This is a genomic window from Burkholderia sp. Ac-20384, from assembly GCF_017104605.1.
Classification (GTDB): domain Bacteria; phylum Pseudomonadota; class Gammaproteobacteria; order Burkholderiales; family Burkholderiaceae; genus Burkholderia; species Burkholderia lata.
On record NZ_JAAGPE010000022.1, the window covers coordinates 37,086 to 63,682 of the forward strand.

At 63.5% G+C, this 26,597-nt stretch carries 21 protein-coding genes and 1 pseudogene; 9 read left to right on the forward strand and 13 right to left on the reverse strand.

The genetic code is table 11. The features are described from left to right. Positions 1-381 precede the first annotated feature (381 nt). Genes G3O00_RS06885 through G3O00_RS06900 form a run of 4 tightly spaced genes read left to right on the forward strand, consistent with a single transcriptional unit; the run spans position 382 to position 4,547 of the window. Complete coding sequence (locus G3O00_RS06885; protein WP_206142557.1) at positions 382-1,086, forward strand: ABC transporter ATP-binding protein; 705 nt, start codon at positions 382-384, stop codon at positions 1,084-1,086. Beyond that, positions 1,083-2,480 carry an FtsX-like permease family protein gene (locus G3O00_RS06890; RefSeq protein WP_206142536.1) on the forward strand — a complete coding sequence of 466 codons (1,398 nt, stop codon included), beginning with the start codon at positions 1,083-1,085 and terminating at the stop codon, positions 2,478-2,480. Before G3O00_RS06885 ends, G3O00_RS06890 begins: the two co-directional genes overlap by 4 nt. A 15-nt stretch (positions 2,481-2,495) precedes the next feature. Further along, complete coding sequence (locus G3O00_RS06895; RefSeq protein ID WP_206142537.1) at positions 2,496-3,281, forward strand: outer membrane lipoprotein-sorting protein; 786 nt, start codon at positions 2,496-2,498, stop codon at positions 3,279-3,281. Between the two features lie 3 nt (positions 3,282-3,284). Further along, on the forward strand, positions 3,285-4,547 hold the full coding sequence (locus G3O00_RS06900; RefSeq protein WP_206142538.1) for a hypothetical protein: 1,263 nt from the start codon (positions 3,285-3,287) through the stop codon (positions 4,545-4,547). 216 nt (positions 4,548-4,763) lie between these two features. Here G3O00_RS06900 and G3O00_RS06905 read toward each other — a convergent pair whose 3' ends face one another. Next, positions 4,764-5,297: a hypothetical protein gene (locus G3O00_RS06905; protein WP_041492398.1), complete on the reverse strand. Its 534-nt coding sequence runs from the start codon at positions 5,295-5,297 to the stop codon at positions 4,764-4,766. Between the two features lie 237 nt (positions 5,298-5,534). Between G3O00_RS06905 and G3O00_RS06910 the strand changes: the two genes are divergently transcribed. Genes G3O00_RS06910 through G3O00_RS06920 form a run of 3 tightly spaced genes read left to right on the forward strand, consistent with a single transcriptional unit; the run spans position 5,535 to position 7,756 of the window. Next, positions 5,535-6,608, forward strand: coding sequence for a histidine kinase (locus tag G3O00_RS06910; protein ID WP_174933117.1), 1,074 nt, complete (start codon positions 5,535-5,537; stop codon positions 6,606-6,608). A gap of 1 nt (position 6,609) precedes the next feature. Next, the gene (locus G3O00_RS06915) at positions 6,610-7,341 is read left to right on the forward strand and encodes a LytTR family DNA-binding domain-containing protein (RefSeq protein ID WP_206142539.1); all 732 of its coding nucleotides are present in this window, start codon (positions 6,610-6,612) and stop codon (positions 7,339-7,341) included. 52 nt (positions 7,342-7,393) lie between these two features. Next, positions 7,394-7,756 (forward strand): LysR substrate-binding domain-containing protein, encoded by a 363-nt coding sequence (locus G3O00_RS06920; RefSeq protein ID WP_346778959.1) that lies wholly within the window; start codon positions 7,394-7,396, stop codon positions 7,754-7,756. On the opposite strand, the gene G3O00_RS06925 is transcribed toward G3O00_RS06920, so the two are convergent. The 12 genes and pseudogenes from G3O00_RS06925 to G3O00_RS06980 form a co-directional block, all read right to left on the reverse strand. Further along, complete coding sequence (locus tag G3O00_RS06925; protein WP_206142541.1) at positions 7,744-8,529, reverse strand: ABC transporter substrate-binding protein; 786 nt, start codon at positions 8,527-8,529, stop codon at positions 7,744-7,746. The two genes, G3O00_RS06920 and G3O00_RS06925, sit on opposite strands and share 13 nt — an antisense overlap. Before the next feature lie 301 nt (positions 8,530-8,830). Beyond that, positions 8,831-9,013 (reverse strand): hypothetical protein, encoded by a 183-nt coding sequence (locus tag G3O00_RS06930; protein WP_206142542.1) that lies wholly within the window; start codon positions 9,011-9,013, stop codon positions 8,831-8,833. A gap of 395 nt (positions 9,014-9,408) precedes the next feature. Continuing rightward, a complete protein-coding gene (locus tag G3O00_RS06935) occupies positions 9,409-9,996 on the reverse strand; it encodes an NUDIX hydrolase (RefSeq protein ID WP_206142543.1) in 588 nt (195 codons plus the stop codon). A gap of 514 nt (positions 9,997-10,510) precedes the next feature. Beyond that, positions 10,511-12,031: a tryptophan 7-halogenase gene (locus tag G3O00_RS06940; RefSeq protein ID WP_206142544.1), complete on the reverse strand. Its 1,521-nt coding sequence runs from the start codon at positions 12,029-12,031 to the stop codon at positions 10,511-10,513. Then, positions 12,028-13,440: a radical SAM protein gene (locus tag G3O00_RS06945; RefSeq protein ID WP_206142545.1), complete on the reverse strand. Its 1,413-nt coding sequence runs from the start codon at positions 13,438-13,440 to the stop codon at positions 12,028-12,030. The genes G3O00_RS06940 and G3O00_RS06945 overlap by 4 nt, the downstream gene beginning before the upstream one ends. Then, on the reverse strand, positions 13,430-14,293 hold the full coding sequence (locus tag G3O00_RS06950; protein WP_206142546.1) for a hypothetical protein: 864 nt from the start codon (positions 14,291-14,293) through the stop codon (positions 13,430-13,432). Before G3O00_RS06950 ends, G3O00_RS06945 begins: the two co-directional genes overlap by 11 nt. Next, entirely contained in the window at positions 14,283-15,719 is a 1,437-nt protein-coding gene (locus G3O00_RS06955) for a hypothetical protein (protein WP_206142547.1), read from the reverse strand. Before G3O00_RS06955 ends, G3O00_RS06950 begins: the two co-directional genes overlap by 11 nt. A 9-nt stretch (positions 15,720-15,728) precedes the next feature. Further along, entirely contained in the window at positions 15,729-17,255 is a 1,527-nt protein-coding gene (locus G3O00_RS06960; protein WP_206142548.1) for a ferritin-like domain-containing protein, read from the reverse strand. Positions 17,256-17,468: 213 nt separating this feature from the next. Then, positions 17,469-19,460 carry a hypothetical protein gene (locus tag G3O00_RS06965; RefSeq protein WP_206142549.1) on the reverse strand — a complete coding sequence of 664 codons (1,992 nt, stop codon included), beginning with the start codon at positions 19,458-19,460 and terminating at the stop codon, positions 17,469-17,471. 33 nt (positions 19,461-19,493) lie between these two features. Next, complete coding sequence (locus G3O00_RS06970; protein ID WP_206142550.1) at positions 19,494-20,690, reverse strand: FAD-dependent oxidoreductase; 1,197 nt, start codon at positions 20,688-20,690, stop codon at positions 19,494-19,496. Positions 20,691-21,114: 424 nt separating this feature from the next. Next, positions 21,115-21,378: pseudogene (locus G3O00_RS06975) on the reverse strand (integrase); the annotation flags it as partial. A gap of 188 nt (positions 21,379-21,566) precedes the next feature. Then, positions 21,567-21,893: a hypothetical protein gene (locus tag G3O00_RS06980; protein ID WP_206142552.1), complete on the reverse strand. Its 327-nt coding sequence runs from the start codon at positions 21,891-21,893 to the stop codon at positions 21,567-21,569. A gap of 326 nt (positions 21,894-22,219) precedes the next feature. Here G3O00_RS06980 and G3O00_RS44090 point away from each other — a divergent pair, with 326 nt between their 5' ends. Further along, positions 22,220-24,277, forward strand: a complete 2,058-nt coding sequence (locus G3O00_RS44090; RefSeq protein ID WP_206142553.1) for an AAA family ATPase — start codon at positions 22,220-22,222, stop codon at positions 24,275-24,277. A 3-nt stretch (positions 24,278-24,280) separates the two neighbouring features. Further along, positions 24,281-26,284 (forward strand): UvrD-helicase domain-containing protein, encoded by a 2,004-nt coding sequence (locus G3O00_RS06990; protein WP_206142554.1) that lies wholly within the window; start codon positions 24,281-24,283, stop codon positions 26,282-26,284. The last annotated feature ends 313 nt before the right edge of the window (positions 26,285-26,597 follow it).

Consider the following 26,597-nt stretch of genomic DNA (forward strand, 5'->3'; position numbering starts at 1 on the left):
CATTTTTATGCCTTGTTATGTCTATGTTTCGGCTTCTCGCACCCCGGTGACTGCTCTCACGTCGGCCGATGTCGTGCGGATCAAATGCTGATCGGCTGCGAGTGTATCGATTCGTCGCCGGAAGAAACGATCGTGCGACCAATTGCAGAAACGGGCGACGAACCGCGCATGGAGCCGATGGAATGCAACGCGGGGGCCGCCGCCGCCGGACCGCGAACCGCTCGTCGCGCCGGTGCGCGACAGCGCCCGCCGACGCCCGCCGTTCGTCGGGGAGGAATGCCGTTCGTCCGCGCGTTCCGCCGTTCGTCGCACTGCGTCATGCAGGCGCGCGGTTGCCGCTAAGGTGGCGACATCGATCGAATACCCTGGGAGGTGTCCGTGTTGGCGGCCAGCTTGAGTCATGTCACGAAAACCTATGGAACCGGACCGCTCGCGGTCGCGGCGGCCGACGACGCGTCGCTCGAGATTCTCGCGAACCGCTTCACGGTGCTGTCGGGACCGTCCGGCAGCGGCAAGACGACGCTGCTCAACCTGCTCGGCGGCATCGATCGCCCGACGCACGGCGCCATCACGGTCGCGGGCCAGCGAATCGATACGATGCGCGAAAATGCGCTGGCCGATTTCCGCGCGCGCCACGTCGGCTTCGTGTTCCAGTCGTTCAACCTGCTGCCCGTGTTCAGCGCGTTCGAGAACGTCGAATATCCGCTGACCCTGCTGGGCGTCGCCCGCGCGCGGCGACGCGACCGGGTGCTCGCGCTGCTCGACGCCGTCGGCATGGGCGACAAGGCGAATCGCCGGCCCGGCCAGCTGTCGGGCGGACAGCAGCAGCGCGTCGCGATCGCACGCGCGCTCGTCACCGAACCGGCGCTCGTGCTGGCCGACGAGCCGACGGCCAATCTGGACAGCGCGACGGGCGCGGCCATCATCGCGCTGATGCGCACGATGCAGCGCGAACGCGCAACGTCGTTCGTGTTTTCGTCGCACGACCCGCAGGTGATCGCCGCCGCGGACGATGTCGCGACGATCTGCGACGGGCGCGTCGTCGACACCCGTTCGGCCACCCTGCACGAGGAGGCCTGCCAATGAGCCTCTGGGTACTCGCCTTCCGCAACCTGTTGCGCAACCGCCGCCGCTCGTCGACCACGCTGCTCGCGATGGTCGTCGGCCTGACCGCGATCCTGCTGTTCGGCGGCTATGCGCGCGACATCAATTACGGACTCCAGACCAGCTACGTGCGCCAGGGTGGCCATCTGCAGATCCAGCATCGCGACTATTTCCTGTACGGCAGCGGCGACCCCGTTTCGTACGGGATCGCCGACTACCGGAAGATCATCGACACCGTGCTCGGCGATCCCGAGCTCGCACGCGAGGTGACGGTCGTGACGCCGGTGCTGGCGATCAACGGCATCGCCGGCAACTTCGCGGCGGGTGTCTCGCGCACCGTCTCGGGCAGCGGGATCGTCGTGGCCGACCAGAACCGGATGCGACAGTGGAACGACTACGGTTTCGCCGACCGGGCAACGCCCCTCGCGCTGACCGGCAGCGCCGCGAATGCCGCCGTGATCGGCACGGGCGTCGCGCGCGTGCTGCACCTGTGCGACGCGCTGCGGGTACCCGATTGCCGCGATCCGGTGACGGCGGCCCCAGCCGGCGCGTCGGACCTGCCCGACGACATCGCGTCGCTCTCGCAGGCCGAGGCCGCCGCGAAACCCGTGCACCGCAGCGGGCTCGCCCGTCTCGAGCTGCTGACGTCGAACGCGTACGGCGCACCGAACGTCGCCGAACTGTCGGTGATCGCGGCGCAGAAGCAAGGCGTCAAGCAGGTCGACGACCTGTTCGTGCAGGTGCACCTGCCGCAGGCGCAGCAGCTCGTCTACGGCAGCGGCCCGAGTGCGAAGGTGACGTCCATCGTCGTGCAGCTGAAGCACACGGCCGATCTGCCGGCCGCGCGCGCGCGCATCCAGACGCTGCTGCGCACCCGGCTCGCGGGCGAGCCGCTCGAGGTGCTCGGCTTCGCGACGCTGAATCCGCAGTACGGCCAGGTCACCGGCATGTTCGGCGCGATCTTCGGCTTCATCGCGGTCTTGATCGCCACGATCGTGCTGTTCACGGTCGGCAACACCATGAACATGGCCGTGATGGAGCGCACGCACGAGATCGGCACGCTGCGCGCACTCGGCCTGCGCGGCGCCGGCATTCGCCGCCTGTTCGTCTGCGAAGGGTGCCTGCTCGGCATCTGCGGCGCGGTGGCAGGTACCGTCCTCGCGCTGGCGGCGGGTGTCGCGATCAACCGCGCCGGCCTGCACTGGACGCCGCCCGGACAGACCGATCCGGTCGCGCTGTCGGTACGCGTGTGGGGCGAGTTCGGGATGATCGTGCGCTACGCGCTCGGCGTGACGGTGGTCGCGACGCTCTCGGCCTGGCTGCCCGCGCACCGTGCCGCCCGCCTGCCGATCGTGGACGCGCTGCGTTTCGCCTGACCAGGAGCCGCCACCATGAGATTCCCCCTCCCGATCCTGCGCACCGCGGCGATGCTGATCGCGATTGCCGCCAGCGCGGCCGCGGCGACAGAGCCGTCGGCGCAACAGCTGCTCGCGCAAAGCGACGCGGTGCGCAACCCCGACAAGCCGTTCGGCCTGACGACGACGCTGCTCGAATTCCGCAACGGACAGCAGACGGACGCCGAGGTGCTGAAGATCTACTCGAAGGCGGACCCGGCAACCAGCCAGTTCCGCACGCTGGTGCAGTTCGTCGCCCCGGCCCGCGACGCGAACAAGCTGATGCTGAAGAACGGCAACGACCTGTGGTTCTACGACCCATCGAGCCAGGCCAGCGTGCGGATTTCGCCGCAGCAGCGCCTGCTCGGCCAGGCCGCGAACGGCGACGTCGTGACCGTCAACTGGGCAAACGACTACGACGCGTCGCTCGCGGGCGAGGAGAACGTGGCGGACGGCGAACACCAGACCCGGCACTGCTATCGGCTGCACCTGACGGCGCGCGCGCCGGACGTCACGTACCACGCGATCGACCTGTGGATCGCGAGCGATACGAAGCGGCCGGTCAAGGCGCGCTTCTTCGCGGCAAGCGGCAGCGTGCTGAAAATCGCGTACTACCGGCACTACCAGGATCAGCTGGGCGCGGCGCGGCCGACGGAAACCGTCATCATCGACGGGCTCGATCCCGGCTGGGTCACGGTGATGCGCTACACCGACTACGCGTGGCGCGACATTCCGGACGCGTGGCTGCAGCGCGCGTACCTGTCCCGCTTCAAGGCCGACTAGACGATGGCGCGATCCCGGGTCGCGGTGCTGGTCTGCGCGGCGGGCTTCGCCGCCGCGCAGACCGCTCTCGCGGCCGACGACGCGGACGGCGACGCGCTGCGGCTCGCCGACACGGCGACGGCGGCGCCCGTGACGCCGAGCAACTGGCGCGGCACGTTCGAGGCCGCCGTCGCGAACTACACGGCGGCGAGCCAGACCGGGCCCGTGACGCTCAACGACAACGCGCGCGTGTCGAACACGCTGTCGTACGACGGCACGTCCGGCAACTGGCGGGCGATCGTGTCGAATCGCTTCGATGCGGGATGGCGCGCGGGCACGTCGCAGTACAACGCGGTCGACACGCTGAAGCAGGCTTACGTGAGCTGGCAGGCGAGCCCGAACGCGATCGTCGACGTCGGCCGCGTGAACCTGCGCGAAGGCGTCGCATCGGGCTTCAATCCCACGGACTTCTTCAAGGCCGGCGCGCTGCGCTCGGTCGTGTCGATCGATCCCGAGAGCCTGCGCGAAAACCGGCTCGGCAGCGTGATGGCGCGCGGGCAGCTGCTGTGGAGCAGCGGCTCGATGACGGCCCTGGTGTCGCCGCGGCTCGACACGCATCCGAACGAAGCAACCTTCAATCCCGATCTCGGCGCGACGAACGCGCGCACCCGCTACATGCTGAGCGGGTCGCAACGGCTGTTCGGCAACTTCTCGCCGCAGTGGTTGCTGTACGGCGGCGAAGGCATCGCCCCGCAGCTGGGCGTGAACGCGACCACGCTGATCGACAATGCGACGGTCGGGTTCCTCGAATACGCGATCGGCCGCGGCAGCGCGGTCGCCGATTTCTCGCATGCCGCCTCGTCCTGGACCTCGAAGCTCGCGACGGGCGTCACCCATACCTTCGCGAACAAACTGTCGCTGACGCTCGAATACGACTACGACGGCGCCAGCGCGAGCGCCGCGGCATGGCGGGCGCTGCAAAACGATCCGTCGCGATACTGGCGCTATCGCGACTCGGCGAGTATCGCGCAGGAGCTGATGACGCGGCGCTCGCTGTTCGTCTATGCATCGATGCCCGACGTCTTCGTCCAGCATCTGGGGCTGACCGCGATGGCACGCTACAACCTCGACGACCACAGCTACTTCACGTGGCTCGAAGCGCGCTATCACTGGCCACGCACCGACTTTGCCGTGCAATGGCAGAGCAACCACGGCTCAGCGCGCAGCGTCTACGGCGCGCAAGCGCAAAGCGAGATCGTGCAGGCGATCGCGACGTTCTTCTTTTGAACAGGGAAACGACAGAAGCGGGGAAAGCGTGACCGCCGGCACGCATCATGCAAGACGCGCCCGGCGCAGTGCGTCGGGCGCGGCAGGCAGCATGACTGACGTCAGTGCGTTGCGGCGCGCAAACCGCGTTCACGCGGGAACGGGCGGTACGACCCGGCGGCCTGCCGGATTCGCGACGGCGCGCGACTTACGTTCTCGCCGGCGCCCCGGCCGCGCTCAGCGCGACTCGAGCGCGGACCCGCCACCTTCCTCCGGCGCACCGTTCGCATGACGGATGCTGCGCGTCACCACGTTGATCGCACGGCCGAGCGGCATGCCGACGAGCCCGCCCCAGACCGCGAACGACAGGGCCGCGAAGGCGCCGGTGGCCGCCCACGGCCGCGAGGTCGCGATCGCGTAATGAATGAACGTCTCGGCGGCGAACGTCAGGAGCAGCGTGACCAGCAGGCTCGCGTCGCCCGGCAGGCGCACGAACATGCCTTCCGGCCCGGTCCTGAACTGCAGGCGCCAGCGGCGCGCGTGGAACCAGCCGCCCGCCGTGCCGACCACGAGCATCGCGACGGCCGCCGCGTAGGCATCGGCGCCCGCCCGGGGAAACAGGTGGCCGAGGCTCGACAGGCCGAGACCGACGAACACGACCGGAAACAGGAGCGGACGCACGGGCCGGACTTCGCGCACGAAGCAGCGCTTCACGCCGATATAGACGAGCACGCAGAACAAGACGTAAACGTAGGCAGGGAAATGGGGCATGGTGAGTACCTGTACGGAAGCGCCGCAACCGGCGGACATGTCAGCGACTATAGCGGCCGGCCGGACCACGCGCCGCGCGTTGCGATGAACGGTGGAAATCGACCGATGAACGGCCCTCAGGTCCGGCGAACGTCCGTGCGGCCTGCCGCGCCCGCGTCGCAGCCCAGCGCTGATCGCCGGTCGCAATGCCGTCGCGAATTACGCTACCATCTCCGCAATCCGCTCCCGCTCGCTCCCATGCCAAGCAAGCCGTTCGCCTTCCTGTCGTTCGAACCGCACGTCGGCCCCGCGCAACGGGGCCGCTCGCTGCTGGGGCTGTTCTGCTTCAACTCGGCGGTCGGGCTGATCTTCTGGGCGACGCGCCGCAACGAGGCGCTGCTGCCGTACCTGGTCGTCGCGAACGGCATCGGGTTCAGCGCGACGCTGCTCAGCGTCGCCATCGACCGCCTCGTGCGCGGCAAGCTCGCGCTGGTGCCGAAGATCCTGATCGTCGCGCCGGCCAGCGTGTTCATCGGTTTCGAAGTCGCGGCCTCGACGATCGGGCACGTCCCGCACCTGATCGGGCATGCGGGCGTCAAGGTCTGGCTGGCCTACGGCTCGTCGTTCATCGTCGCCGGCGCCGCCTGCGCGTTCGTCTCGGTGTTCGTGCAGGCCGCCCGCATGCGCACGTCGCTCGAGACGCAGCGGCGCGAGGCCGCCGAGGCGCGCCAGGCCGAAACGGCCGCGCGGCTCGCGCTGCTGCAGGCCCAGATCGAGCCGCATTTCCTGTTCAATACGCTGGCGAACGTGCAGAGCCTGATCGAGCGTGATCCGGCCCGCGCCACGACGATGCTCGACAGCCTGAACCGCTATCTGCGCGCGAGCCTCGGGCGCACGCGCAAGGCCACCTCCACGCTGGAGGAAGAACTGGAACTCGTCGAGGCGCTATTGAAGATCGCGACGATCCGGCTCGGCGAGGAACGCCTGCGCTATGCGATCGACGTGCCGGACGCGCTGCGGGCCCTGCCGCTGTCGCCGCTCCTGCTGCAACCCCTGGTCGAGAATGCGTTGCTGCACGGCATCGAGCCGTCGGTCGACGGCGGCGAAGTCCGCATTCGCGGCACGCGCGACGGCGGCCTGCTCGTCCTGAGCGTGAGCGACACCGGCGTGGGGCTCGGCAATGGCGGCACGAAGCTCCACGGCGGCGTGGGACTCGCGAACATTCGCGCCCGGATGATCAGCCTTTATGGCGAGCGCGGCCGCGTGTCGGTCGGCGCGAACGCCGACGCCATGCGGGGCGTGACCGCAACCTTGCAGATCCCGATTGCCTGATATGCCGACAGCCCTGATCGCCGACGACGAACCCAACCTGTCCGCCGAGCTCGCCGCACGTCTCGCGACGCTGTGGCCCGAGCTGGAGATCGTCGGGATGCCGCGCAACGGCGTCGATGCGCTCGCCGAACTGAATGCAAAGCGCCCGGATTTCGCGTTCCTCGACATCCGGATGCCCGGTATCGACGGGCTGAAGATCGCGAGCCTGGTCCCGTACGTGCACGTCGTATTCGTGACGTCCTACGACGAGTACGCGGTTCAGGCGTTCGACCAGTCGGCGATCGACTATTTGCTGAAGCCCGTGGCCGACGATCGCCTCCTCCGCTGTATCGTCAAGCTGCAGCGCGGTGGCCCGGCCCCGACCGACACCGAACTCCTGGCCAATGCCGCCGAGCCGCGCGATGCGGCGCCCATTCGCTGGATAACCGTGGGCCTGCGGGACACGACCCGGCTCGTTTCGGTGGACGAAGTGCTGTATTTCCAGGCAGCGGACAAATACACGGAGGTCGTGACCGCGAGCGAGCGGCACGTGATCCGCACGCCCCTCCGGGAAATGCTTCAGCGGCTCGATACCGAGCGTTTCGCGCAGGTGCATCGCGGCGTGATCGTCGCCTATGCGGCGATCGATCACATCGAACGCGACTTGCTTGGCCGCCAGCGCATTCATTTGCGCGGAAGCGGCGACGTTCTGCCGGTCAGTCGTGCGTGTGCGGGCCTCTTCAAGCAGATGTAAATCCGATCGCGGCGGCACGATCTCGCACACGACGGGGATCGACGTCGCGCTGGTGGTGCGCACCACGCGATCGGTTCAATTGACCGACGCGGGCGCGCAACTGGTGCAGTTGCTGGAGGGACCGCTCGTCGATATCGGCAGCGCGCTCGATGCAACGGGCACGACCGACGCGCCGCGCGGCCATCTTCGGCTCACGGCCACGTCGATTGCCGAGCCCTTTCTGTCAGGCCCGTTGCTGGCAAGCTTTGCCGAGCGTTATCCCGACGTGACCATCGACGTGACCGTCACGGACGAGGAATTCGATATCGTCGAGCGTGGCTTCGATGCCGGGATCCGGCTGGGACAGGTCATCGAGAAGGACATGATTGCCGTGCCGCTGGGCGGCGAGCAACGCGTACGCGCTCAATTGCCGTAGATGTCGAAATTGAAATAGCGACTGGCGATCTTGTCATACGTCCCGTCGGCACGGATCGCGGCGAGCGCCGTATTGATCTTGTCCTTCAGGTCCGTGTCGTCCTTGCGAATGCCGATGCCCTGACCCGGTCCGAAAATCTTCGGATCGTTCAGCTCGCCGCCCGCGAACGCGTAGTCCTTGCCTTGCGGCGTATTCAAGAAGCCGCGCGATGCTTGCACGCCGTTTTGCAACGCCGCATCGAGCCGGCCGTTGGTCAGGTCGGCATACACCTGATCCTGGTTCTGATACGACAGGATGCGCGCGCCGCTACCTTCCCAATGCGCCTTCGCATAGGTCTCCTGCATCGAGCCTTGCAGCACGCCGATGGCTTTACCGTTGAGCGATGCCGGCGTCGGTTGGATACCCGAGCCCTTTTTCGCGACAAGAAACGTCGGTGCGTGCGCCGTCTTGTTCGAGAAATCGATTTGCTTCAATCGCGCAGGCGTCATCGACATCGACGACAGGACCGCGTCGAATTTCCGCGCCTTCAGGCCGGGAATCATGCCGTCAAATGCATTTTCGACCCAGAGGCATTTCGCGTTGAGGCGCCTGCACACTTCATTGCCGAGATCCACGCCGAAGCCCGTCAATTCGCCGGACGGTTTCTTGTATTCAAACGGAGGATAAGACGGGTCGACGCCAATGCGAATCGTCGTCCATTCCTTGGCAAACCCGGTTGCGGACATGGCAAGTGCAACCAGTCCGATCATGATCCTCTTCATTCTTTTCTCCATGTAGTTGAAATAACTGCGTTGGCATTTACCCTTCGAACCGATCGATTCGAAACGGGTGACGACGCCTGATTCGTCGAAACCGGAACCTGCACGGCAGCCGTCGAGTTCCCCGCCGTCGGTCGTCGCGCCGCCTCAATCCTGCATTCCACCGGACGGAGGATTTTCCATCCCCTGTTTCGAGAAATAGCGGGCGCTTCCGCCGTGCTTGATTCGGCACACGCAAGCGTGGGCCTTTTCAGATCATCGATTCCGGTTGTATTGTGCCTTATCCGATTGAGCATCCAGAATTTCGACGCGTCCTTCATTCGATTTCCACGCGACGCATCGAAAATAATCGACCGCATTCCGTGCATTTCCGCCTATGCGCGTCGAACGTCTTGGCGACCCGGTAAGCGATCGAATTGGCAATCGTCATATGCCGGACGCGGCTATCGTCCTCAAGCGCAACCATCGAAAGATCGTTGCCATAGCTCGACATCTTCATGTTGAAGCTTGTTGAGCCCGCTCGTCACTCCAGTTCGAACACTAAAAAAGCACCAGAAATCGGACGTGACATGTTCCAGACGATGCGACAAGCCCGCGCGCCTTGGCGCGACTCAGGGATGGGGGAACAAGTTTTTGAAAAGATGAAACGGATCGGATTTCCTGCTCGACAGCATCGTCAATCAAGCGAACCTGCCGGAAAGCGCCAGTTCGATGGAAGGCGGCATCCGACGCCGTGTGCGTGATACGCATTCGCGGCGACACTGCGTGAATGCGCGCCGATTCCGACCGTACCGTGCACCTGCCATGAGGTGGACGCCGCACATCGGGACGACACGCGGAGCATGTCGCCACGATGCGGCTTACTCGCTCGTTCCAGCCGGGAAATCGTCCTGATCAAATATTATTCTTGAGATTCTTGAGAATTTCGTAGAACCAGTTGGTGCTTTGGCTGTTGTTCAATGCTTGAATCCTGCTCCAGTCCCTATCGAGATTCCAGACCGAGCCGGTTGCGAGTTCATTGTCTGCCGGGCAATTTGGATATGTTTTGAAAATATCCTTGTATGTTTTGATTTTCCCATTGGCAATAGCGACAGCTGCGTCGGCGCCCGTCCTGAGGTTGGCAATTGCCCTGTTGCTGATATCGTTGAATACCGCGCTCGAGAACTGGTAGTAGACGCCGTAATACTCGTTCTTGCCCGTCACGTGCCACTCTTTCGGCATCAACTTTCCGTCGAAATTGCGAAGCTCGACGCCGGTCTCCTCCTGAAACTCATTTGCCGCGCCGATCGCCGGATCGGTGTTCGCTGCCAGCCCTCCGCCGGGAAGCGCGGACTCTCCAGGGCCGTTCTTGATCGCGGTGCCGTTCTGATAGATAACGCCGTTGCCGTTGTTGTCGGTATGAAAAAAGAACCCCTTAGTATTCTTGACGGCAATAAAGAAATTCTTCGAGGTATCGCGCACGACAGCATATGTCTGAGCCATGTTTTTAATTTCACTCCGGATCGGGTTGATGGAACGCTACGACCATACGCATTGGATGATAGTGCCTTCCAGAAATTTCGCTAGTTCAGATCGGCATGTCGCTCAACATCAAGATCATCTATTTTTATATTTTAGCTATTTGATTTTTTGGTGATGATCGTTAATTTTTTTGAAACTGTTTTCGATGCTCGCTGCGTTTAATTGCAATGCGTCGGATCGAATTGGCGAAACACAGACCGAAAAAAAGTCGTCACCGTTTGCGAAGCAAAGATGTGTCGCGAAGACCGTGCCAACTCGCCGTGATGTTGGGCCACCGCCTGGCAGCCGCCGTCATCTCCCGATGGCTCCGTCGAGCACGCTTGAGTCAGTGCCGAGCGCTCGCCAGTTCATCAGAAAACCTCGGCAGTTCAAACCGCGTTCCCGCAACAGACGAGCGATGGTCCGGAAAGTATCGCTGCACGCCGGGACAAGCGGTCACGAAGCGAGTGTGCTCGCGCCGCCCAATAACAGGCATTCACGCGCCGAAAACAGCGGGCTCGACCATTTGCCTGCTCCACAGCCATTCGAGCAGCTGTTGCGCGCTGGCCGCTTCCATCGATCTGCCGAGAAACGCCATCAGTTCGAGCGGATGCGTTGCCCGCGTCAGCATGTCGAGGAGCGGAAACAGCGCCACGCCATTCCAGAACGCGACGGGTCGATCAAGACTCGGATGCTGCAAGGCGGGATGCGCGGTGACGCGGTCGCCGGTCGCGCAAGGCACCACGACGATGCCGGTATTGCTGGCGAAGCGGATCGGACTGTGCAAGGGCAACGGAGGCGGAGGCGCGGACTCGCCGGGCTGGGGCTGGTCCGACACCACGCGCGCCCATTCATCTTGCAGCGCGTGCGTCATGAGGTCTACGCGCGCCGCGGTTTCGTCGCCGAGCGAGGGTGTCGCAACCGTATCGGACGTCAGTGCGGGCGTCGAGCGCAGGCGCCAGAAAGGCGCTTCAGCGCACCATGCCTGACTGTAGTACCCGGCGGTCCATGCGAGGTGTCGCGCCGCGCCTTCGATCAGCCGCGATTCGTAAAAGCGCTGTGCCAGTTCGCGCTCCGAAGCATCGCTTGCGCGGCACCACGTGTTGATCGCGATAGCGGCCTGGAGCGAGAAGCGCATCGCCTTCTCGACGCCCGAGGACGAGATCGGGTCGAGCGCGAAAGCCGCGTCGCCGAGCTTGATGCGTCCGTCCTGCCAGGAGAGCGCGTCGACGTAGGGCGTCGATACGCACATGCGCGGCGAATCGCACCAACGCACACCCGCCATGTCCTTGAACAAGGCGCTTCGCGTGCAGGCATTGCGCAAGACCGACGCCGGCTCGCGTTCGCGCGCGTCGTCCCGCGCGGAGGGATCGAACGTGAACATCACGCGGTAACGGCCGCCCGGCAGCGCAGCGCCCCACATCCACCCGTCATCGAGCGCTTCCACGCGCGTGGCGGCATCGGCGTGCGCTGCCGGTGTTGCCATCGCGGCTTCGGCCCATACCGTGGACAGCCGACGCGCGTGCAGGTGCTGCGGCTCGCGCCGGCTCTGCCGGCCCCGGGCATCTAGCAGCACGTGTGCCTCGACGCTCCGCAGCCCGTCGGGCGTAGCGATCTGCACGCGCCAGGCACCGGGCGCTCCGTCGACTTGCGCGAGGCTCGCCGGCCGCAGCACGTCCACGCCGCGCGCCACGGCCAGGCGCAGCAGCGCCGCATCGAATGCGGCGCGATCCACGACGGCGCCGTCGTGCGCCACCGTCTCGATCGATTCGCTCGTCCAGCGTACGCGCGTGGGCTTGCCTGCGACGATGGGAACGGATTCGAGCACCTCGTCCGCGTCGAGGTAGTCGATGATGTTTCTGACACCCGGCGTCAGCGCTTCCCCGATCTGCGGACGCGGCCATAGCGGGCTTCGCTCGACGAGCAGCACGCGATGCCCGAGATGGTTCAAGCGCAGCGCCGCGCACAGGCCAGCGGGACCGGCGCCGGTCACGAGCATGTCGAACGTGCGAGTCACGCCGTTCCCGCACCACTGGACGACGCGCCGGGCGAACCGGCAAACCAGGCCGGCGCATAGCGCGCGAGCCTGCCGTGCGCGCCGATTGCATAGTGCAGCCAGCCGCGGATGTAGTCGCACGCGCTGCGTCCGCGCTCGAGGACCTCGTGATGGCATCCGCCGCCGCAAAGATAGCGCGCCCAGCACGTATTGCAGGGCTGTTGCTGGTGCACGTGACGCTCGGCGAGCCAGATCGTCTGGCGCGCCTGATCGACGCCCGTGGCGAGATGCCCCATGACGCCGGCCTCGTCGCCGACGAAGCGGTGACACGCCGCCAGCTCGCCATCGGCGGAGACGCCCAAATACCCGGCCCCTGCGCCGCACGGATACGGCCGATGCGTGCCGCGCTGGATTTCGCGCAGCGCGTTCTGCATGTTCGAGAACGGGTAGCGCTCGCCGCGCATGACCTTTTGCTCGAACGCGAGCCCGCAGGCAATCATCCCTTGCAGCATGTCCGCCATATCGTCCGGGCCCATTTCCGCGCGGCCGTTCGACGCGCGCAGCAGCGGCGAGAAGCCGACGCTGTGGAACCCCATGTCGACGAAAGTATCGAGCGTCCTCGGCAAGTCGAGATTGAACGGCGTGACGGTCACGCGCGCCGAGACCTGCATGCGCCGCTGGCGCGCCAGCAACGGCGTCACGCGCTCGACGATGTGATCGAACGAGCCCATGCCGCCCTTGAACGGACGCAGGCGGTCATGCACGGGCCCGGGGCCGTCGAGGCTGACGGTGACAGCGAAGCCGTGCTCCTCGAAGAACGCCCCGTCGTCTTCCTGCAGCAGGCTGCCGTTCGTCGTCACCGAAAACTGGCATCGGATGCCGCGGGCATCGGCGCGCTCCCGCGCGTGGACGGTCGCCGCGCGCAGCACCGCGCGATTGGCGAGCGGCTCGCCGCCCATGAAGGCAAGATTGATCTTGCCGCCCTCGCTCGCCTGCTCGATCAGCAGGTCGACTGCCGCCAGCGCGGTTTCGAGCGGCATGTTCTTCGCCTTGCCGCCGAATTCCCCTTGCTGGGCGTAGCAATAGGTGCAGCCCAGATTGCATTTCTGCGCGACGGCAAGCGACAACGCGTGCACCGGCATCTCGGTCAACGGCGCGTCGTCGATCGCCGGGCGCATGTCGAGCCCGCGGCTCGCGACCAGCGACGCGACAGCCTGCGCATCCCCGTCCTCGAGCGCCGCCTGAAACGCGTCATGCAGATCGCGTGGCACATGAAACAGGCGGCTTCCGTTCACGAGCAACAGTTGCGCGCCCTCGGCATCCTCGACCACGTGGATCCCGGGATGCCGCGGGCGCGACGCCGCGACGATGCGCGTCGCCATCGCCGACGCCAGCGGTGCGAGCGGCTCGACGGCGCGGTCAGGCTTCATCGGCGTCCTTGCCGCGAATCACGAACTGCAGATCCTCCTGCCAGGACCGGAACAGATCGTCGTAGGACCACAACCGCGTGTCGACGCGATTGTCCGGCACGTACGTGCCCGTGCGGCGCTTGGCGAACCACATGTCGCCGCGCGCCAGCCCGTCGTCGCCCGGCTCGACATTGACGAAGTCGGGTCGCGACGCGGCCCAGTAGTAGCACGCGCATTCGCGATAGTCGTTCTGCCAGGGTGCGCAGAGGCCTTGCGTCAGCTCGCCCGGCTTCAGCATCTCGAGGTTGAAGCTGGCGGTGTCGCCCTCGAAAAAGCGCCTCAGCGTGAGCGTCACCTTCAGGGTCTCGGTTTTGCCGTGGTCGTAGTACACCTCTTCCAGCGCGTTGTCGTGAGCCGTGAATTCGCATTCGACCGGCTTGCCCTGCAAATGCACGATGCGGGCGATGGAGTTCGACCACTCCATGAACGACACCGCATTGGGATTGGGCTTGCTCGCCAGCGTGACAGGATCCCCGCCTGGCAGCACCGGTCCTGTCGTGAGGACCATCGTGCCGACCTTGTGGCCGTCGAAGCTCAGCAGGCGGCGCGTCTTGAGATGCTCGTAGCCCGGCTCCGCATCGATGACGTAGTTGTTGTTCTCGACCAGGGTGATGCCGACGAATGCGCGCCGCCAGAGATTGCGGAAATCGAACTCCAGGCCCGGGAAGCAATTCGAAATCGCCGTGCGCGGCAGCACCGAGACCGGGTTGCCCACGCCGCGATGGTGAATCTGCGCGGTCAGGTTGGACGCGCGGATCTCCCCGTTGCCGGGCCGCTCGAGGTCTTTCGGAACGTTCGGATCGTTAACCGACATGCTTGTCTCCCTTCGGATCAGGTTGTCCGAACATCGCGTCTCGCGCCGCCTTGATTACCAGGTTGATGTGGCGGCGCGTGAGCGTCAGGCTGCGGCCATCGGCCCCGCGCATCAGGGCCGGCATCTTGCGCAAGCCCTCGGCGGTCAGGTCACCGATTTCCTCGGGCTGACGCAGCAGCCTGGCGAACCACGGCGCGCCCCCCGCCGCCAGCGTGCTGAACACGCGCTCGTGCAGCGCACGCAGCGCGAGATTGTCGACGATCGACTCGGCGGCGATCGGCTCGTAATAGCGCTCGAAGTCGGCCGTGTTCTGCCGCACCATCGTGCTCGCGACGTTGAGCCTGCCGTTGACCGGGTTGCCGTTCATGACCGCGGTGTTCATGAGGCGGATCGTTTCGAGCGCACGCAGGACGATCTCCGTGGCTTCGTCGATCGATACGCTCTCTTCCGGGACGTGGATGCCCTGGAGAATCTGCTCCATCTCGTCGGACACCACGCGCACCGGCATGGTATCGGGCGCATAGGCCGGCGGCCCGGCGCCGATATAGCCGTGCGCGCGCAGCGTGGAGCCGTCCCGCTTCGTCAGCACGACTTGCACGTGGCCATCGCATTCGTCGTCGAGATAGCCCCAGCTGACCTGATTGCCATCCTTGTCGGCGTACCCGGCAAAAATCTGCGCGGGGTTGGTCGGCGCGGGATGCGCTTTCGTCGGGCCGCCCGCCTCCCTGAAGCCGAGCCACTTGCCCGGCGTCTCGGCATAGAGCAGGAGATCGTCGCGATCGATGACGGGATCGGGCTTCAGCTCGCTTTCGCGTTCCTTGTCCGACGTGCGGCGCACCAGCCGCGTGCCGTACACGATACCGGCGGCAGGGGTGTAGCGCAGGCGGATCTCGGGGAACTGCGCCGTCGGCTTGACGAACTGGACGTGGCCGAGCGGAAGATGCCGCCCCGCACGAAAATGTTCGCAATGGCCCAGCATCGCGTGCCGCGCGTGATCCTTGAGGCCAGTCAGGTTCGCGTGGATCTTGTCGTTCGGGTCGTTGGTGCGGCGGTAGATCTTGATGTTGCCCAGATGGATATCCCAATGCAGCGCGTCCAGATCGAGTTGTTCCGCCGCGAGCAATTGCAGCGTGAGCGGCTGCAGCGTATGGGGCGCCTCGCTCGTGCGCGCAAACACTTCGAGAAAAGGCGCGACCGGCCGCACCTTCCTGTTCTCGTCCTTGAAGCGAATCGTGTCGGGCACATAGGCCTTCGCGATCTCGCCGCTTTCGGGATCCACCTCCAGCGTGGTGCACGGCACGATGCGTCGAAAGTCGAGCGGGTTGTCGGGATCGACGACGAGGTCGAACGCTTCCAGCGGCGTCGCCGCGGCGCCCAGCCTGCCGACCGCGACGGGCGGCAAAATCCGGAGTTCCAGTATCGGCATGTGCGGCTCCTAGAGTAGCGCCAGGTCGACTTCGCCGGACAGGATGCGCCTGGCGACGGCGGCCAGGTTCCTGTCGGCTTCGCGCAGACTGAGCAAATACGGATGGCGCCCGGCATCGGTGTTGGCCAGCAACTCCACCACGAGGTTCTCCGATGCCGCGAGCAGATCGAGGTGCCCGCGCCAGCGGTTCGCCTCACCGAACGGGCTGTTGAGCGTATAGGGCATCTGGAACGGCGGCCCCGCGAGCGACGCGTCCGGCTCAGCCGACACGCGCGACTGCATCAGGATCTCCGAGAGCGCGCGCAGGTTGTACATCTCGCCGAACGCCGCATTGACGATCGTGCCACGCGGCGTGAACTGCCCGGCCGCATTGAGCCCGCCGTAGAGCGTGAAGCTGTGGATCAGGTACTGCAGCAGCATGCGGTAGCGCAGGTTGAACAGCGACGCCCACAGCTGGGTCACCGGCTCGGTGATCGGCGTCACGGGTGTGCCCCCCAGCTCCGGCTCGAACTCGGGGTCGAGCGCCACGTAGGGATTGACCGCGACGGGCCGCGAAGGCCGCCAGGTTTCGTCTACCTGCGTCGCCTGCAGATCGGCCGCCGCTGCCGGATAGGCTTCCGTCCAGGCTTCCTCGAGAAAGTCGTCGGGGCGTGCGGCACGCCAGGTGTCGACGCCGAACAGCTCGCCTTCGACAACCGCGAGCATCTCGACATAGATCCGCAAGAAGCGCACAAAATGCGAGGGATCCTTGCCGTGGGGCGCCTCCCCTTGCTTGGCGATTTTATCCAGCGCGTTCACCGCGTCGTCGCGCGAGGTGGCGGGCATCACGAGCACGTCCGGCGTTCCGCCTGGAGCGCGACCGCCGCCGCCCCGGTGACCGCCCTTGTACCCGCGTCCCCATTCGGCGAAATCCGCCTGGCAGCGGTAGGTGTCGGCCTGGAAGACATCATCGGGCAGGTGGTCCCTGACGAGCGGAATCAGCGTATCGAACAGCTCGGCGACCTGATGAGGATTGGATGCCTGCTCGCCGACGCGCCGGCGGATATCCGCGCCCAGCTCGCCGCCGTCCCAGTCGGGCGGCGCCTCCGTATAGACGTATTTCGCGAGCGAATCCAGCGTCAGCGGTTCGAGCATGAAAGGGAACGGATAGAACGGCGTATCCCACGGGTAATCGTCACGCTCGAAATGCAAGGGCGAGCCGATCAGGCGCAGCACGTTCTGCACCGTGATCAGGTGGCCCATCTCCTCCTTGGCGATGCCGAGGATGGTCTCCTGCCAATTGCGGACCGTGTCGCGAAACGCCTCCGGCACCTGCGGCCCGCCCAGCGAATAGCCGGCGTACAGATACTGCACCATCAGGCAATGCTCGATTTCCGCGTCGATGGACAGCAGGTAGGTGACGTAGTCGCGCGTCGATAGCTCATTGTTGAGCACAGGCTTGGTGGTAGGGCCTTCGGCGGCCAGCTTGCCAAGCGCAAGCCGCCCCGGGGATGAACCGCCGGGCGCGAGATGCCGCCACAGTCTGAGAGATTGCATTGCCGCTCCTTATTACCTACGTCTGAAATAGAGGGTCGTGCAGTACTGCAGGGAATGGCTGGTATGTCGGTACTGATGCGCGCCAAACGTCTTTCGACGCAACGCGCGGTCAATCGAGCGGGCGCGTCGCCGCCCCGCCCGCTCGTCTTTCCCGGCCCCGGCGCTCCGTGGAGAACCGCGGCACGTTCAACTGCAACCGCATGCGCCGAACAATCAGATTGGCTTGCAGATGAACGGGTACTCGGAATCATCAATCAACGGCTCGATGTCGAAGAAATCGTTGAGCACCGATTCCGCCGTGCAATAGGCGCCTTCCACCCAGGCCTGATCGTTTGAGTAGCACTCCCCCACGATGAAGATGGGCGCATCCTTGCCGTCGATCAGCTGCGACGGCCTGCGGATTTTTTGCTGGACGTCGGCAACGTCGTAGTGCGCCGCCCACGCGTGGTAGCCGGCACGGAACGGCGGCAGCGACCAGTCGACATAGGCCGCCTCGAGCGGCTCGGGCACATCCGCATAGTTCGAGTTCGGCCCAAAGTGCAATTCCGCCAGCTGCTTTCGCAGCATCTTGACCATTCTGTCGGGCACCTTGCGCGGCCCGATCAGCGGCTGGATATCGTCGGCGATCGGCACATGCCGCTCTTCGTTCGGCCCGAGCTCCAGCTCGCGCCAAAACGTGGTGAAGGTTTCGTCGTCGTAGGAGGCCAGCAGGCCGTAGACCGGCTTTGCATGCTTGTCAGCCGCGTTATTGCCGAAGTAGACCACCATGCGGATCGGCGTGTCGGTCACGCTCGGTCCCATGGTGTTGCGCGTTGCGGCGATGAGCAGCGACGTTTCCTGCTTGACGGTCATCCGCTCGCCGGCCGCTTCTTCCACGGCCTTGACCAGCGCGTCCGTGCTCGCGAACTGGACATTCAGGATCTTGTGCGAACCCGACATCGCGTGCAGAAACACGGGCGGAAAGTCCTGCTCCTTGAGCGACGCGATCACGGCGTGCGTCACTTCATAGCCGTTGATCTTGGGCGGATAGGTCGTCGCCGGGTCCAGCCACCATTCCTTCTCGAAGAACATGCCGACCTTGTAAGACGGCTGCATGATGGCCGACTCGAGATAGAGCTTGACCTTCCGGTCGTTCAGGACGTCCAGTCCGCCCCGATCGTCATAGCGGGAGCCCTGGGCAACCTGTTCGAGCGCCGCGCGCGGCATGGCCAGCCAGGCGGCCGCCGTGGCCCGACGGGCAGCCTCCCGGTAGGGATCTTCCCGCGTCGCGATCGTGTAATGGACGACGCCGTTCTCGACATGGATGGAGCGCAGCCGCTGGTTCGGGTAATACTGAAGCGTGACGCCACGCTGCCTCGCCAACTGCTCGATGGCCGCAAACAATGCGTTAAACATGCCCGAGTAGCCGGTCGTCAGCGTCATGTACTGATTGCCCGGCGTGAATTCGTTGTTCGCCTCGAAGGCGACCGCGGTATTCCAGTTGATCACGTTGGACGAGTATCCGTTGCCGTCCGCGGCGTACTGATAGCCTTCCGAGCCGAGCTGGTCGTACATCAGGTTCCAGTAGCCGATGTCCTTGAGCAGATCGCCTTTCTGGAAGATGGAGCTCGACGGCAGTTCGGCCGTGATGCGGCCATCCTGATAGAACGCGTCCCACTGCTTGCGCGTACTCGGACCACTGGTGCTCGTGACCGATACTGCCTCGACGGCGGCGAAGCCCTGGTCGGGCGTGGTCGCGGCACCGAAGTTGTTGGCCGCGTACGGCGCCGGATTGCGCGAAGAAATATCGCTTTGATAGAGATTCCTGGCGCGCAGGTAGTAGAGGGGATCGCTCGATTCGTTGAACGGCACGGCATAGCGGTCGAGCCCGAGCTTGGCGATCACCGTCGTGACCAGCCGGTGGCCCTGCGCTTTACCGTCGTTTTTGCCGTTCCATTGCGAATAGCGCATGCCGCCCAACTCGAGGTACGAATGGTCGGGATTGTTCTTGTAGTGCCAGGTGCAGACCCGGGCACCGGGCGCACGGGTGCCCTGAAATTCCTGCGAAAAATCGTACTTGCCCCAGTCGAAGAGTTCCAGGACGTCGCCCTGCTGCAACTGCCGATGCGGATCGCCCCCCGCTCGCGCCTGGCCGTTCAACAGTCGCCAGGCCGTGTACAGGCCGGCGGCACCACACCCGAAGATCGAATAGGTCTTGCTTGCCATGGTGTCCTGCTCCCGTAGATGCGCGGCCTGTGCTCAGGCCAGCTTGTTGAAATAGCGGCTACCGGTGGAGAAGTGCGAGATGTCGAATGGGGTATGACCGTCGAGGGTCAACTGGCAAAGAATTTCGCCAAGCAGCGGAACGAACTTTCCGGCCCAGCCGGTCGCATAGATGACGATGTCGCGGTGGTTCGGCACATAGTCGGGCGCGAAGTCGATCAGCAATTCCTTGTTCGCGATCTTGCTGAGTGCAACGAGGCAGGTCGACGTGAAGCGCGGAACCGGCTCGAGACCCTCCATGTGCTCGCCGACCCATTCGGCCGTGAACGCGAGTTCCTGGGGATTCGGAATGGGCGTGCGTTGATCGGGGGACGTCAGCGGCGCGAGGACGAAGTCGGACGCGACACGGATATAGCCCGGGTAATTCCAGGCGACCTCCGGGAAGCCGTAGAACTGGTTGCCGTTGTCGCCCACCGGGTTCTGGAAAACGAACCAGGTGGGGTACTGGATATCCGGCCGGGTCTTGCGGTAGTAGGCCGAGGCCATGTTCCAGTAGGTCGCCGCGATACGGAACCCCAGCAGCCTGAACACGTCGTCGGCATAGGGGCCCGGCGTCAGCACCAGCTTTTCGGCACTGAAGGTCCCAAGCGGCGTCTTCACTTCAAAGAGGCCCTGCCGACGCTCGATGCCGATGACCGGCGCCTCCTGCAGCAGTTGCACGAACGGAGAACGCTGATTCCAGTCGAGCAGCGTCCGCTGCGTGGCCGCGAGATCGATGCTGGCGCCCTGGGCCTGAAAGAGTCCCGTATACGTCGACGGCAGATTGCGAAAGTGAAAACGCTTCTCCAACTCGTGCGCGTCCAGCGTTTCATAGGCAACCCCTTCGGCCTTCAGCGCCTGCTCGGCGGCGGGGATATTGCCCTCGGTCGACTTGACTGACGGATCGCCGAACCACAAGGTGCCGACCGTGTCCATGAGCGGCACCGGCGTCAAGCTCTGCAATTCGTCCCAATAGGGGATCGACTGCTTGACCAGCTTGACCATGTACGCGTCGGGATAGGGAATGCGGAACTGGCGCGACACGCCGGCCGAGCTGCCAAGCTGGTTCACGAAGGTGAACTGCTCGAGCACCAGTGTCCTGGCCTTGCGCTTGCCGAGATGGTAAGCGGTCGACAGGCCCATGGGCCCTCCACCGACAACGATGACGTCAAAGCGTTGCGTTGCGTCGTGCATGTGGGGCTCCAGGGCATCCGGAAGCACATCGATTACAGCGATCCGTGAGATCACGGTCCCGATTGATGCAGCAATGGCCGAGTTGCTGAGCGAACTTCAGAGAGGCTTTGAAAAACGGAATGGATGACGCCATTTTCATCGTTGGCGGTGCGTCGTCGTCCGTCTCACGCTGAGCTAGTCGCTGCGGTCGAATTACATGCGAGCGGCGGTATGTGAGCAAGCTGGCAATCCTGACAGGGGGTGAGATTCAATCGCGGTTCGTCGCGACGAATCAGGGTTTCCTCTAGTGTTCTTATGGTCGATGTACGTGGGGTACATGACCTCGTACCGGATCGATAAGGACGCTCCAATCGCCCGGGCCGTAGACATCGAGTCGAAGTTCGATCAGGCCGGTAGCCGCAGCTTCAAAAGCTGCTTGATCTCACGTTGCCTCGATCAATTCGCTCTTGCGCACCATCGTCAGCAAAATGAGGCGTAAAGCGGGCCGGATTTTCGGGTAGGTCGCTGCCTGCTCCAACTGTCGGTGCATGAGCCGAATTTCCAACGTCGTCGGCCTTCTGTCCTTCGGCATAAACGTGGCGATTGGCGCGACGCAAACCTCGTCAGCCGCGTTCGCGATTTTCTCGCCGTGCGGAATCTCGTGGGCATAAATCTGCTTCACGATATCGCGAAAATGAACTGTAGTAGACCTACTGATTCAAGTCAGGCTCGTGCAGGTGATACACCGCGCCCGGCGCAAACGCGTAAGGCTCGTGCATATTCGTCACGAACCAGGTTACAGCTTTGTGCTGAACCTGAGTTTGGTTGGGCAATCGTGCTGCAGCGATTAGGTTCCATATCTAGCTGACGCGTCGATACGGGACTTGGAGCGACGCGCTACAGCGAATGGCGGTTCTGGGCGACGCGAGCGACTCTGAACGACGGTGGATTCAACCGGTCTGCACTCGTACAAAGCAGCCATTCGGACACGGGTTTGGTGACCGCCTCGCGGGCAATGCCATCCGGCTTGACGACGATGCGCAAGCCCTTGGACAACGTAAGCAACACACCGCCAGACGCATTCGCCTGCACATCGTCCACGGTTGTGGGATCAAACACGACCAGCAACGCGCTGATCTCTTCAGTCGCAAGATTTCTGTCGTCATCTGAGTCGATGAAATCAGCTCGTGTGCCGAAACGTCGTCCCCGTGCTCTACTCTCCAACCATGTTCGATATGTGTCGCAATACGAGTGGGACGACCGTGCATGTTCAACACTTCGCAACCGAATGGATGTGGCAATGCAATCACGAGCGCCCTAACATGGGCCTGGCCGGCATGGCGCCGAAACAGCGGCTCATGGCCGCAACAGAAACTCTACTTTTGACTCGCGTCAAAAGTGGGGGATTCCGTTTGGTAGACGCACCTGAAACTCTATTCCGGACTATCGCTTCCCCAATGATCGGTTAGAATTTCCGAGAAATTTTCAGTCTCTCGCATGTGTCATTGGATTAGCCTATCGGTAGGACTCTACGCGGCAGGGGCGTCACTGTGTATATCGCAGAAATTCGAATCGAGAACTTCCGGCTGTTTGGTGCCAATAACAATGCGCTCGTGCTACCACTGTCCCCGGGACTTACCGCATTGGTCGGCGAGAACGATGCCGGTAAGACAGCGGTCATCGACGCGCTACGTTTGGTGGTCGGCACGCGTGACCAGGACGTGCTGCGAGTGGATCCACTTGATTTTCATCAGCCCACCCCCGGTGGTCCAAGTGCCGACGAAATTATCATCCGTCTGACTTTCAGAGGCCTCACCACCGCTGATCGAGGCGCGTTTGCCGAGTTTCTCACGTATGAGACGGTAGCCGGGGTAACCAATACCGTACTGATCGTGACCTGGGTTGCGAAACGCAACACCAAGGAAGGCAGCTCACGCCGGGTGCTTCCGCCTGAGTGGCGCACGGGTGCCAAGGGAGACGGCCCATTGCTCGATCTGGGGGCACGATCCCTGCTGACGGCAACGTATCTGCGGCCGTTGCGCGACGCCGAGCGGGCCATGAGCTCTGGGCGAGGATCGCGACTTTCGCAGATCCTCCAACACACCACTGAAATCCGCGACACAGGAAACCCTTTCGACAAGCTTGCCGATCCGCCACCCGACCCGACGACGTTGAGTGTGTTGGGCCTCGGCGACTATGCGACTCATCTGCTTGGGGAGAGCGAAGGCATTAGGCAGGCTCGAAAGCGGCTCAATGATGAGTACCTGAAGCCCCTCTCGTTCGCCAACGATATGCTGAATGCGCGGATCGGCGTAGCAGGCGCGCAGGAGGACAGCCTCAGATTGCGGCAGTTGCTTGAGAAGCTTGAGCTCGTACTGACCGCGTCGTCTGACGCCGAAAGCGCGCACAGTCGTGGACTCGGCTCAAACAACCTGCTGTTCATGGCGTGCGAGCTCCTGCTTCTCGCTACTGAAAGCGACGGATTCCCGTTGCTGCTGATCGAAGAGCCCGAGGCGCATCTCCATCCACAGCGGCAGTTGCAACTTATGTCGTTCCTGCAGGCGCAGGCAAAGAAGACGCGTGGCGATGGACAGCGCATCCAGATCATCGTTACAACGCACAGTGCCAATCTCGCTTCGGACCTACAACTCGACAGGCTCGTACTGATTGAAGGCGGACGCGCTTTCCCTCTGTGTGAGGGAAAGACCAAGCTCAGCACATCAGACTATCGATTTCTCGAGCGCTTCCTCGATGTGACCAAGGCAAACTTATTCTTCGCGCGCGCAGTGATGATCGTCGAGGGGGATGCCGAGAACATCCTCCTGCCCGTCATAGCGAGGTTACTTGACCGCGATTTCCACCATCACGGTGTCTCCGTGGTAAATGTCGGCGGTGTTGGGCTCGGCCGATACGCACGCGTATTCATGCGCGAAGACGTCGAGAAGGATGGGGTCATTAACATTCCTGTCGCCTGCATCACCGACATGGACGTGATGCCCAACAATGCGCCTTGGATCGTCGGTAAGCTGGAGGACGGGCAACCGATCCCTCTAAGACCTCCCTCAAAGCGGCAATGGCGGATCAAGGACGATTTTCCGGGCGAACACCTCGAACAGCGGCGAGCCGAACGCAAGGAGAAGGCCTCAGGCCAAAAGGTCGAGACGTTCGTCGCTGACGAATGGACGCTTGAGTTTGACCTCGCATTCCATGGTCTCAGCAAGCACGTCTACCGCGCAGGGACGCTGGCGCTAGCCAATGACCGCCTCACTGCCGGCACTGCCGAGCAGGCCGTCATCCTTGCCGCCGCTGATGCAGCCTATCAAGCGCTGATCGATGCGGGCCATGATCCATCGACGCTCGCTTCACATGTCTATGCGCTGTTTGAGGCTGATGGGGCCTCAAAGGCGATCGGCGCGCAATATCTTGCCGAACTGCTGGAAAAGGAGGTTGCGGACAATAACCTGGATGCCAATAGCTTACGCGCATTGCTGCCGCCCTACATCGTTGCGGCTATCGAGCATGTCACCGGGCCGTTCGCACCGCCGCTCGCAGGCGGCGCGGCCGGAGCACCGGGCGCGGCAGTAATAGCGCCGGCACCGGGGGCCTGAGTGATGTACGACGATCTAATCCGCGAGGAAGACGTTACTTGGGCAGCAGTATTGATGGGGCTTGGCCCGGCGGGATTTGCGGCTGTCGAGGGTGATGACAGCCGACTCCGAGCAATGCTGCGACTCGACACAATCGACTTCGAGGCATGCCCGGGAAGTGGCAAGACGACTTTGCTGGTCGCAAAACTCGCAGTGTTGGCGATGCGCTGGCCAAGCCGTCAGCAGGGCATCTGTGTGCTGTCGCATACCAACGCCGCGCGCAACGAAATCAACGCGAAGCTCAGCAGTTCGGCGGCGGGTGTCTCTTTGACACGCTACCCGCACTTCGTCGGCACAATCCACGCGTTTGTGAACGAGTATCTCGCGCTGCCTTGGCTCCGGTCGAAAGGAGTCGAAGTGCGCTGCATCGATACGAGGATTGCGCTTGCAAAGCGCTGGAGCCTGTTACCCGCGAATCGGCGCTGGGCTTTGCAGCAGGCAAATCTGAGCGAGACCTGCCTGATTTACGACCAGACTGACTATGGCGGGGGCAAGACAGGCCGTTTCGGACCGCTGACACCTACATATCAAGCGATCATCGATGCGCGTCGCCGATCGAGCGAACAGGGATATTTCTGCTTCGACGAAATGTTCGTATGGGCCTGTGAATTGCTTGATCGGCATCCTGAGACAACTCCAATGCTACGTCGGCGCTTTCCGCTGGTATTCATCGACGAGGCGCAGGACAACAGTGAGGCACAATCGGCGCTACTGCACCGCATCTTTTGCAGCGGCGACGCGCCGTCGCGCCGTCAGCGTTTCGGCGACTCCAACCAGGCCATCTACGGAAGCACCAACCAGAGTGGCGCCACGACTGACCAGTTTCCAGGCGCCGTTGTACATCCGATGCCACGCAGCTACCGTTTTGGTCAGAATCTTGCGGATCAAGTAAGGGGATTGGGGGTTACGCCGCATGCGCTAATCGGCGCCGGTCCACCGGAACACCTCAGCGCCGATCCTAAGGCGTCGGCAATCTTCCTTTTCGATGACGGGTCGGTCCAGAGAGTGCTGGAGCGCTACGGCCAGCATTTGCTGGATAGCTTCGACGCAACTGTGTTGAAACACGGAGTGTTTACTGCAGTGGCCGGGGTTCACGAACCCGGGGACGACGATCGCATCCCGCGAGCGATGGGACACTATGTGCCCAGTTACGACCCGGCATGCGTTCGGAAGGAGTCCACGCCGAACAGCTTCGCACAATACCTTGCGCGGGCTCGTTTTGAGATGGCTGGCAGCGGAAACACGGACAGGCTTATCAACGCCGTGGCGGCGGCGCTCCTCGCTGCAAGCGAGCTTGCCGGCGTCCCGTACGGGGCGAGCGCACGGAAATCGCCTCATCGCCGGGTGGTCGAGATACTTGGCGACAGCGATGCGAGAAGCGAATATCTCGCATTGCAAGAAATCATCCTGACGCACCGAGGCGATATCACCCCTGCGGTCTGTGCAGCGGCAGCACAAGCCCATATCGAAGCGGTGATCCGGCAACTGAGCGGCGCAGAGGTGCTTGGCGAGGACGTTGCCACCTTCTTAGCACCGCCGCAGGCTCAGGCCGTAGCTGAGGGTGAAGCCGCAATCGCCGCGCGCACCGATAATTTGTTTGCTTATCCGCCCGACGCACCACAGGTACACATTCGGCTGAGCTCGATCCATGCGGTGAAGGGCGAAACGCACACGGCGACGCTCGTCCTCGATAGTTTCTACCACGCGCATCATCTAAGCGAACTCAAGCCATGGTTGCTGGGCACGAAATCGGGCGGCTTTTCGACAAACTCCAGGGGCCGGCAGGTCCCTGAAGGCACGCGAATGCTCGGGCGGCTCAAGCTCCATTACGTCGCCATGACTCGCCCGACTCATCTGCTGTGCTTGGCGATGCGGAAGGATGCGTTTGGGCATGGGGAACTCGACATGCTGATGGGTCGGGGTTGGACTGTCATTGATTGCTGCGCAGATGCGCAGGCACAAGTCTAGGCGTACAGCTATGACGCTGATCAAGGGTCGGAAAAAGGAAGCCGACTTCTTCACAGAACTGGACACGCCGTCTGCAACTGTTGCGTGATCGCGAGATGGCTTAACCGCCGGCTGCTGCCGAACAACGGCCTGAACTCCAAACCCTCCATGCTCACATGTGAGTTTTTTTCGCACGTCGCAGTCGGTTGACCTGCTCCCCGCGTTTAGTACGGTGACGGTGTAGAGTCCGTTCCAGAGAGGAACGGCAATGAAAAAGCGATTCACCGAAGAGCAAATCATCAGCATCTTGAAGGAAGCCGAGGCTGGCCTGAAG

What these genes read in the sequence shown, in the direction of transcription:
- G3O00_RS06890 (WP_206142536.1), top strand. Translation starts at nt 1,083, where the DNA reads ATGAGCCTCTGGGTACTCGCCTTCCGCAACCTGTTGCGCAACCGCCGC.
- G3O00_RS06895 (WP_206142537.1), top strand. Translation starts at nt 2,496, where the DNA reads ATGAGATTCCCCCTCCCGATCCTGCGCACCGCGGCGATGCTGATCGCG.
- G3O00_RS06900 (WP_206142538.1), top strand. Translation starts at nt 3,285, where the DNA reads ATGGCGCGATCCCGGGTCGCGGTGCTGGTCTGCGCGGCGGGCTTCGCC.
- G3O00_RS06905 (WP_041492398.1), bottom strand. Translation starts at nt 5,297, where the DNA reads ATGCCCCATTTCCCTGCCTACGTTTACGTCTTGTTCTGCGTGCTCGTC.
- G3O00_RS06910 (WP_174933117.1), top strand. Translation starts at nt 5,535, where the DNA reads ATGCCAAGCAAGCCGTTCGCCTTCCTGTCGTTCGAACCGCACGTCGGC.
- G3O00_RS06915 (WP_206142539.1), top strand. Translation starts at nt 6,610, where the DNA reads ATGCCGACAGCCCTGATCGCCGACGACGAACCCAACCTGTCCGCCGAG.
- G3O00_RS06925 (WP_206142541.1), bottom strand. Translation starts at nt 8,529, where the DNA reads ATGGAGAAAAGAATGAAGAGGATCATGATCGGACTGGTTGCACTTGCC.
- G3O00_RS06930 (WP_206142542.1), bottom strand. Translation starts at nt 9,013, where the DNA reads ATGAAGATGTCGAGCTATGGCAACGATCTTTCGATGGTTGCGCTTGAG.
- G3O00_RS06935 (WP_206142543.1), bottom strand. Translation starts at nt 9,996, where the DNA reads ATGGCTCAGACATATGCTGTCGTGCGCGATACCTCGAAGAATTTCTTT.
- G3O00_RS06945 (WP_206142545.1), bottom strand. Translation starts at nt 13,440, where the DNA reads ATGAAGCCTGACCGCGCCGTCGAGCCGCTCGCACCGCTGGCGTCGGCG.
- G3O00_RS06950 (WP_206142546.1), bottom strand. Translation starts at nt 14,293, where the DNA reads ATGTCGGTTAACGATCCGAACGTTCCGAAAGACCTCGAGCGGCCCGGC.
- G3O00_RS06955 (WP_206142547.1), bottom strand. Translation starts at nt 15,719, where the DNA reads ATGCCGATACTGGAACTCCGGATTTTGCCGCCCGTCGCGGTCGGCAGG.
- G3O00_RS06960 (WP_206142548.1), bottom strand. Translation starts at nt 17,255, where the DNA reads ATGCAATCTCTCAGACTGTGGCGGCATCTCGCGCCCGGCGGTTCATCC.
- G3O00_RS06965 (WP_206142549.1), bottom strand. Translation starts at nt 19,460, where the DNA reads ATGGCAAGCAAGACCTATTCGATCTTCGGGTGTGGTGCCGCCGGCCTG.
- G3O00_RS06970 (WP_206142550.1), bottom strand. Translation starts at nt 20,690, where the DNA reads ATGCACGACGCAACGCAACGCTTTGACGTCATCGTTGTCGGTGGAGGG.
- G3O00_RS06990 (WP_206142554.1), top strand. Translation starts at nt 24,281, where the DNA reads ATGTACGACGATCTAATCCGCGAGGAAGACGTTACTTGGGCAGCAGTA.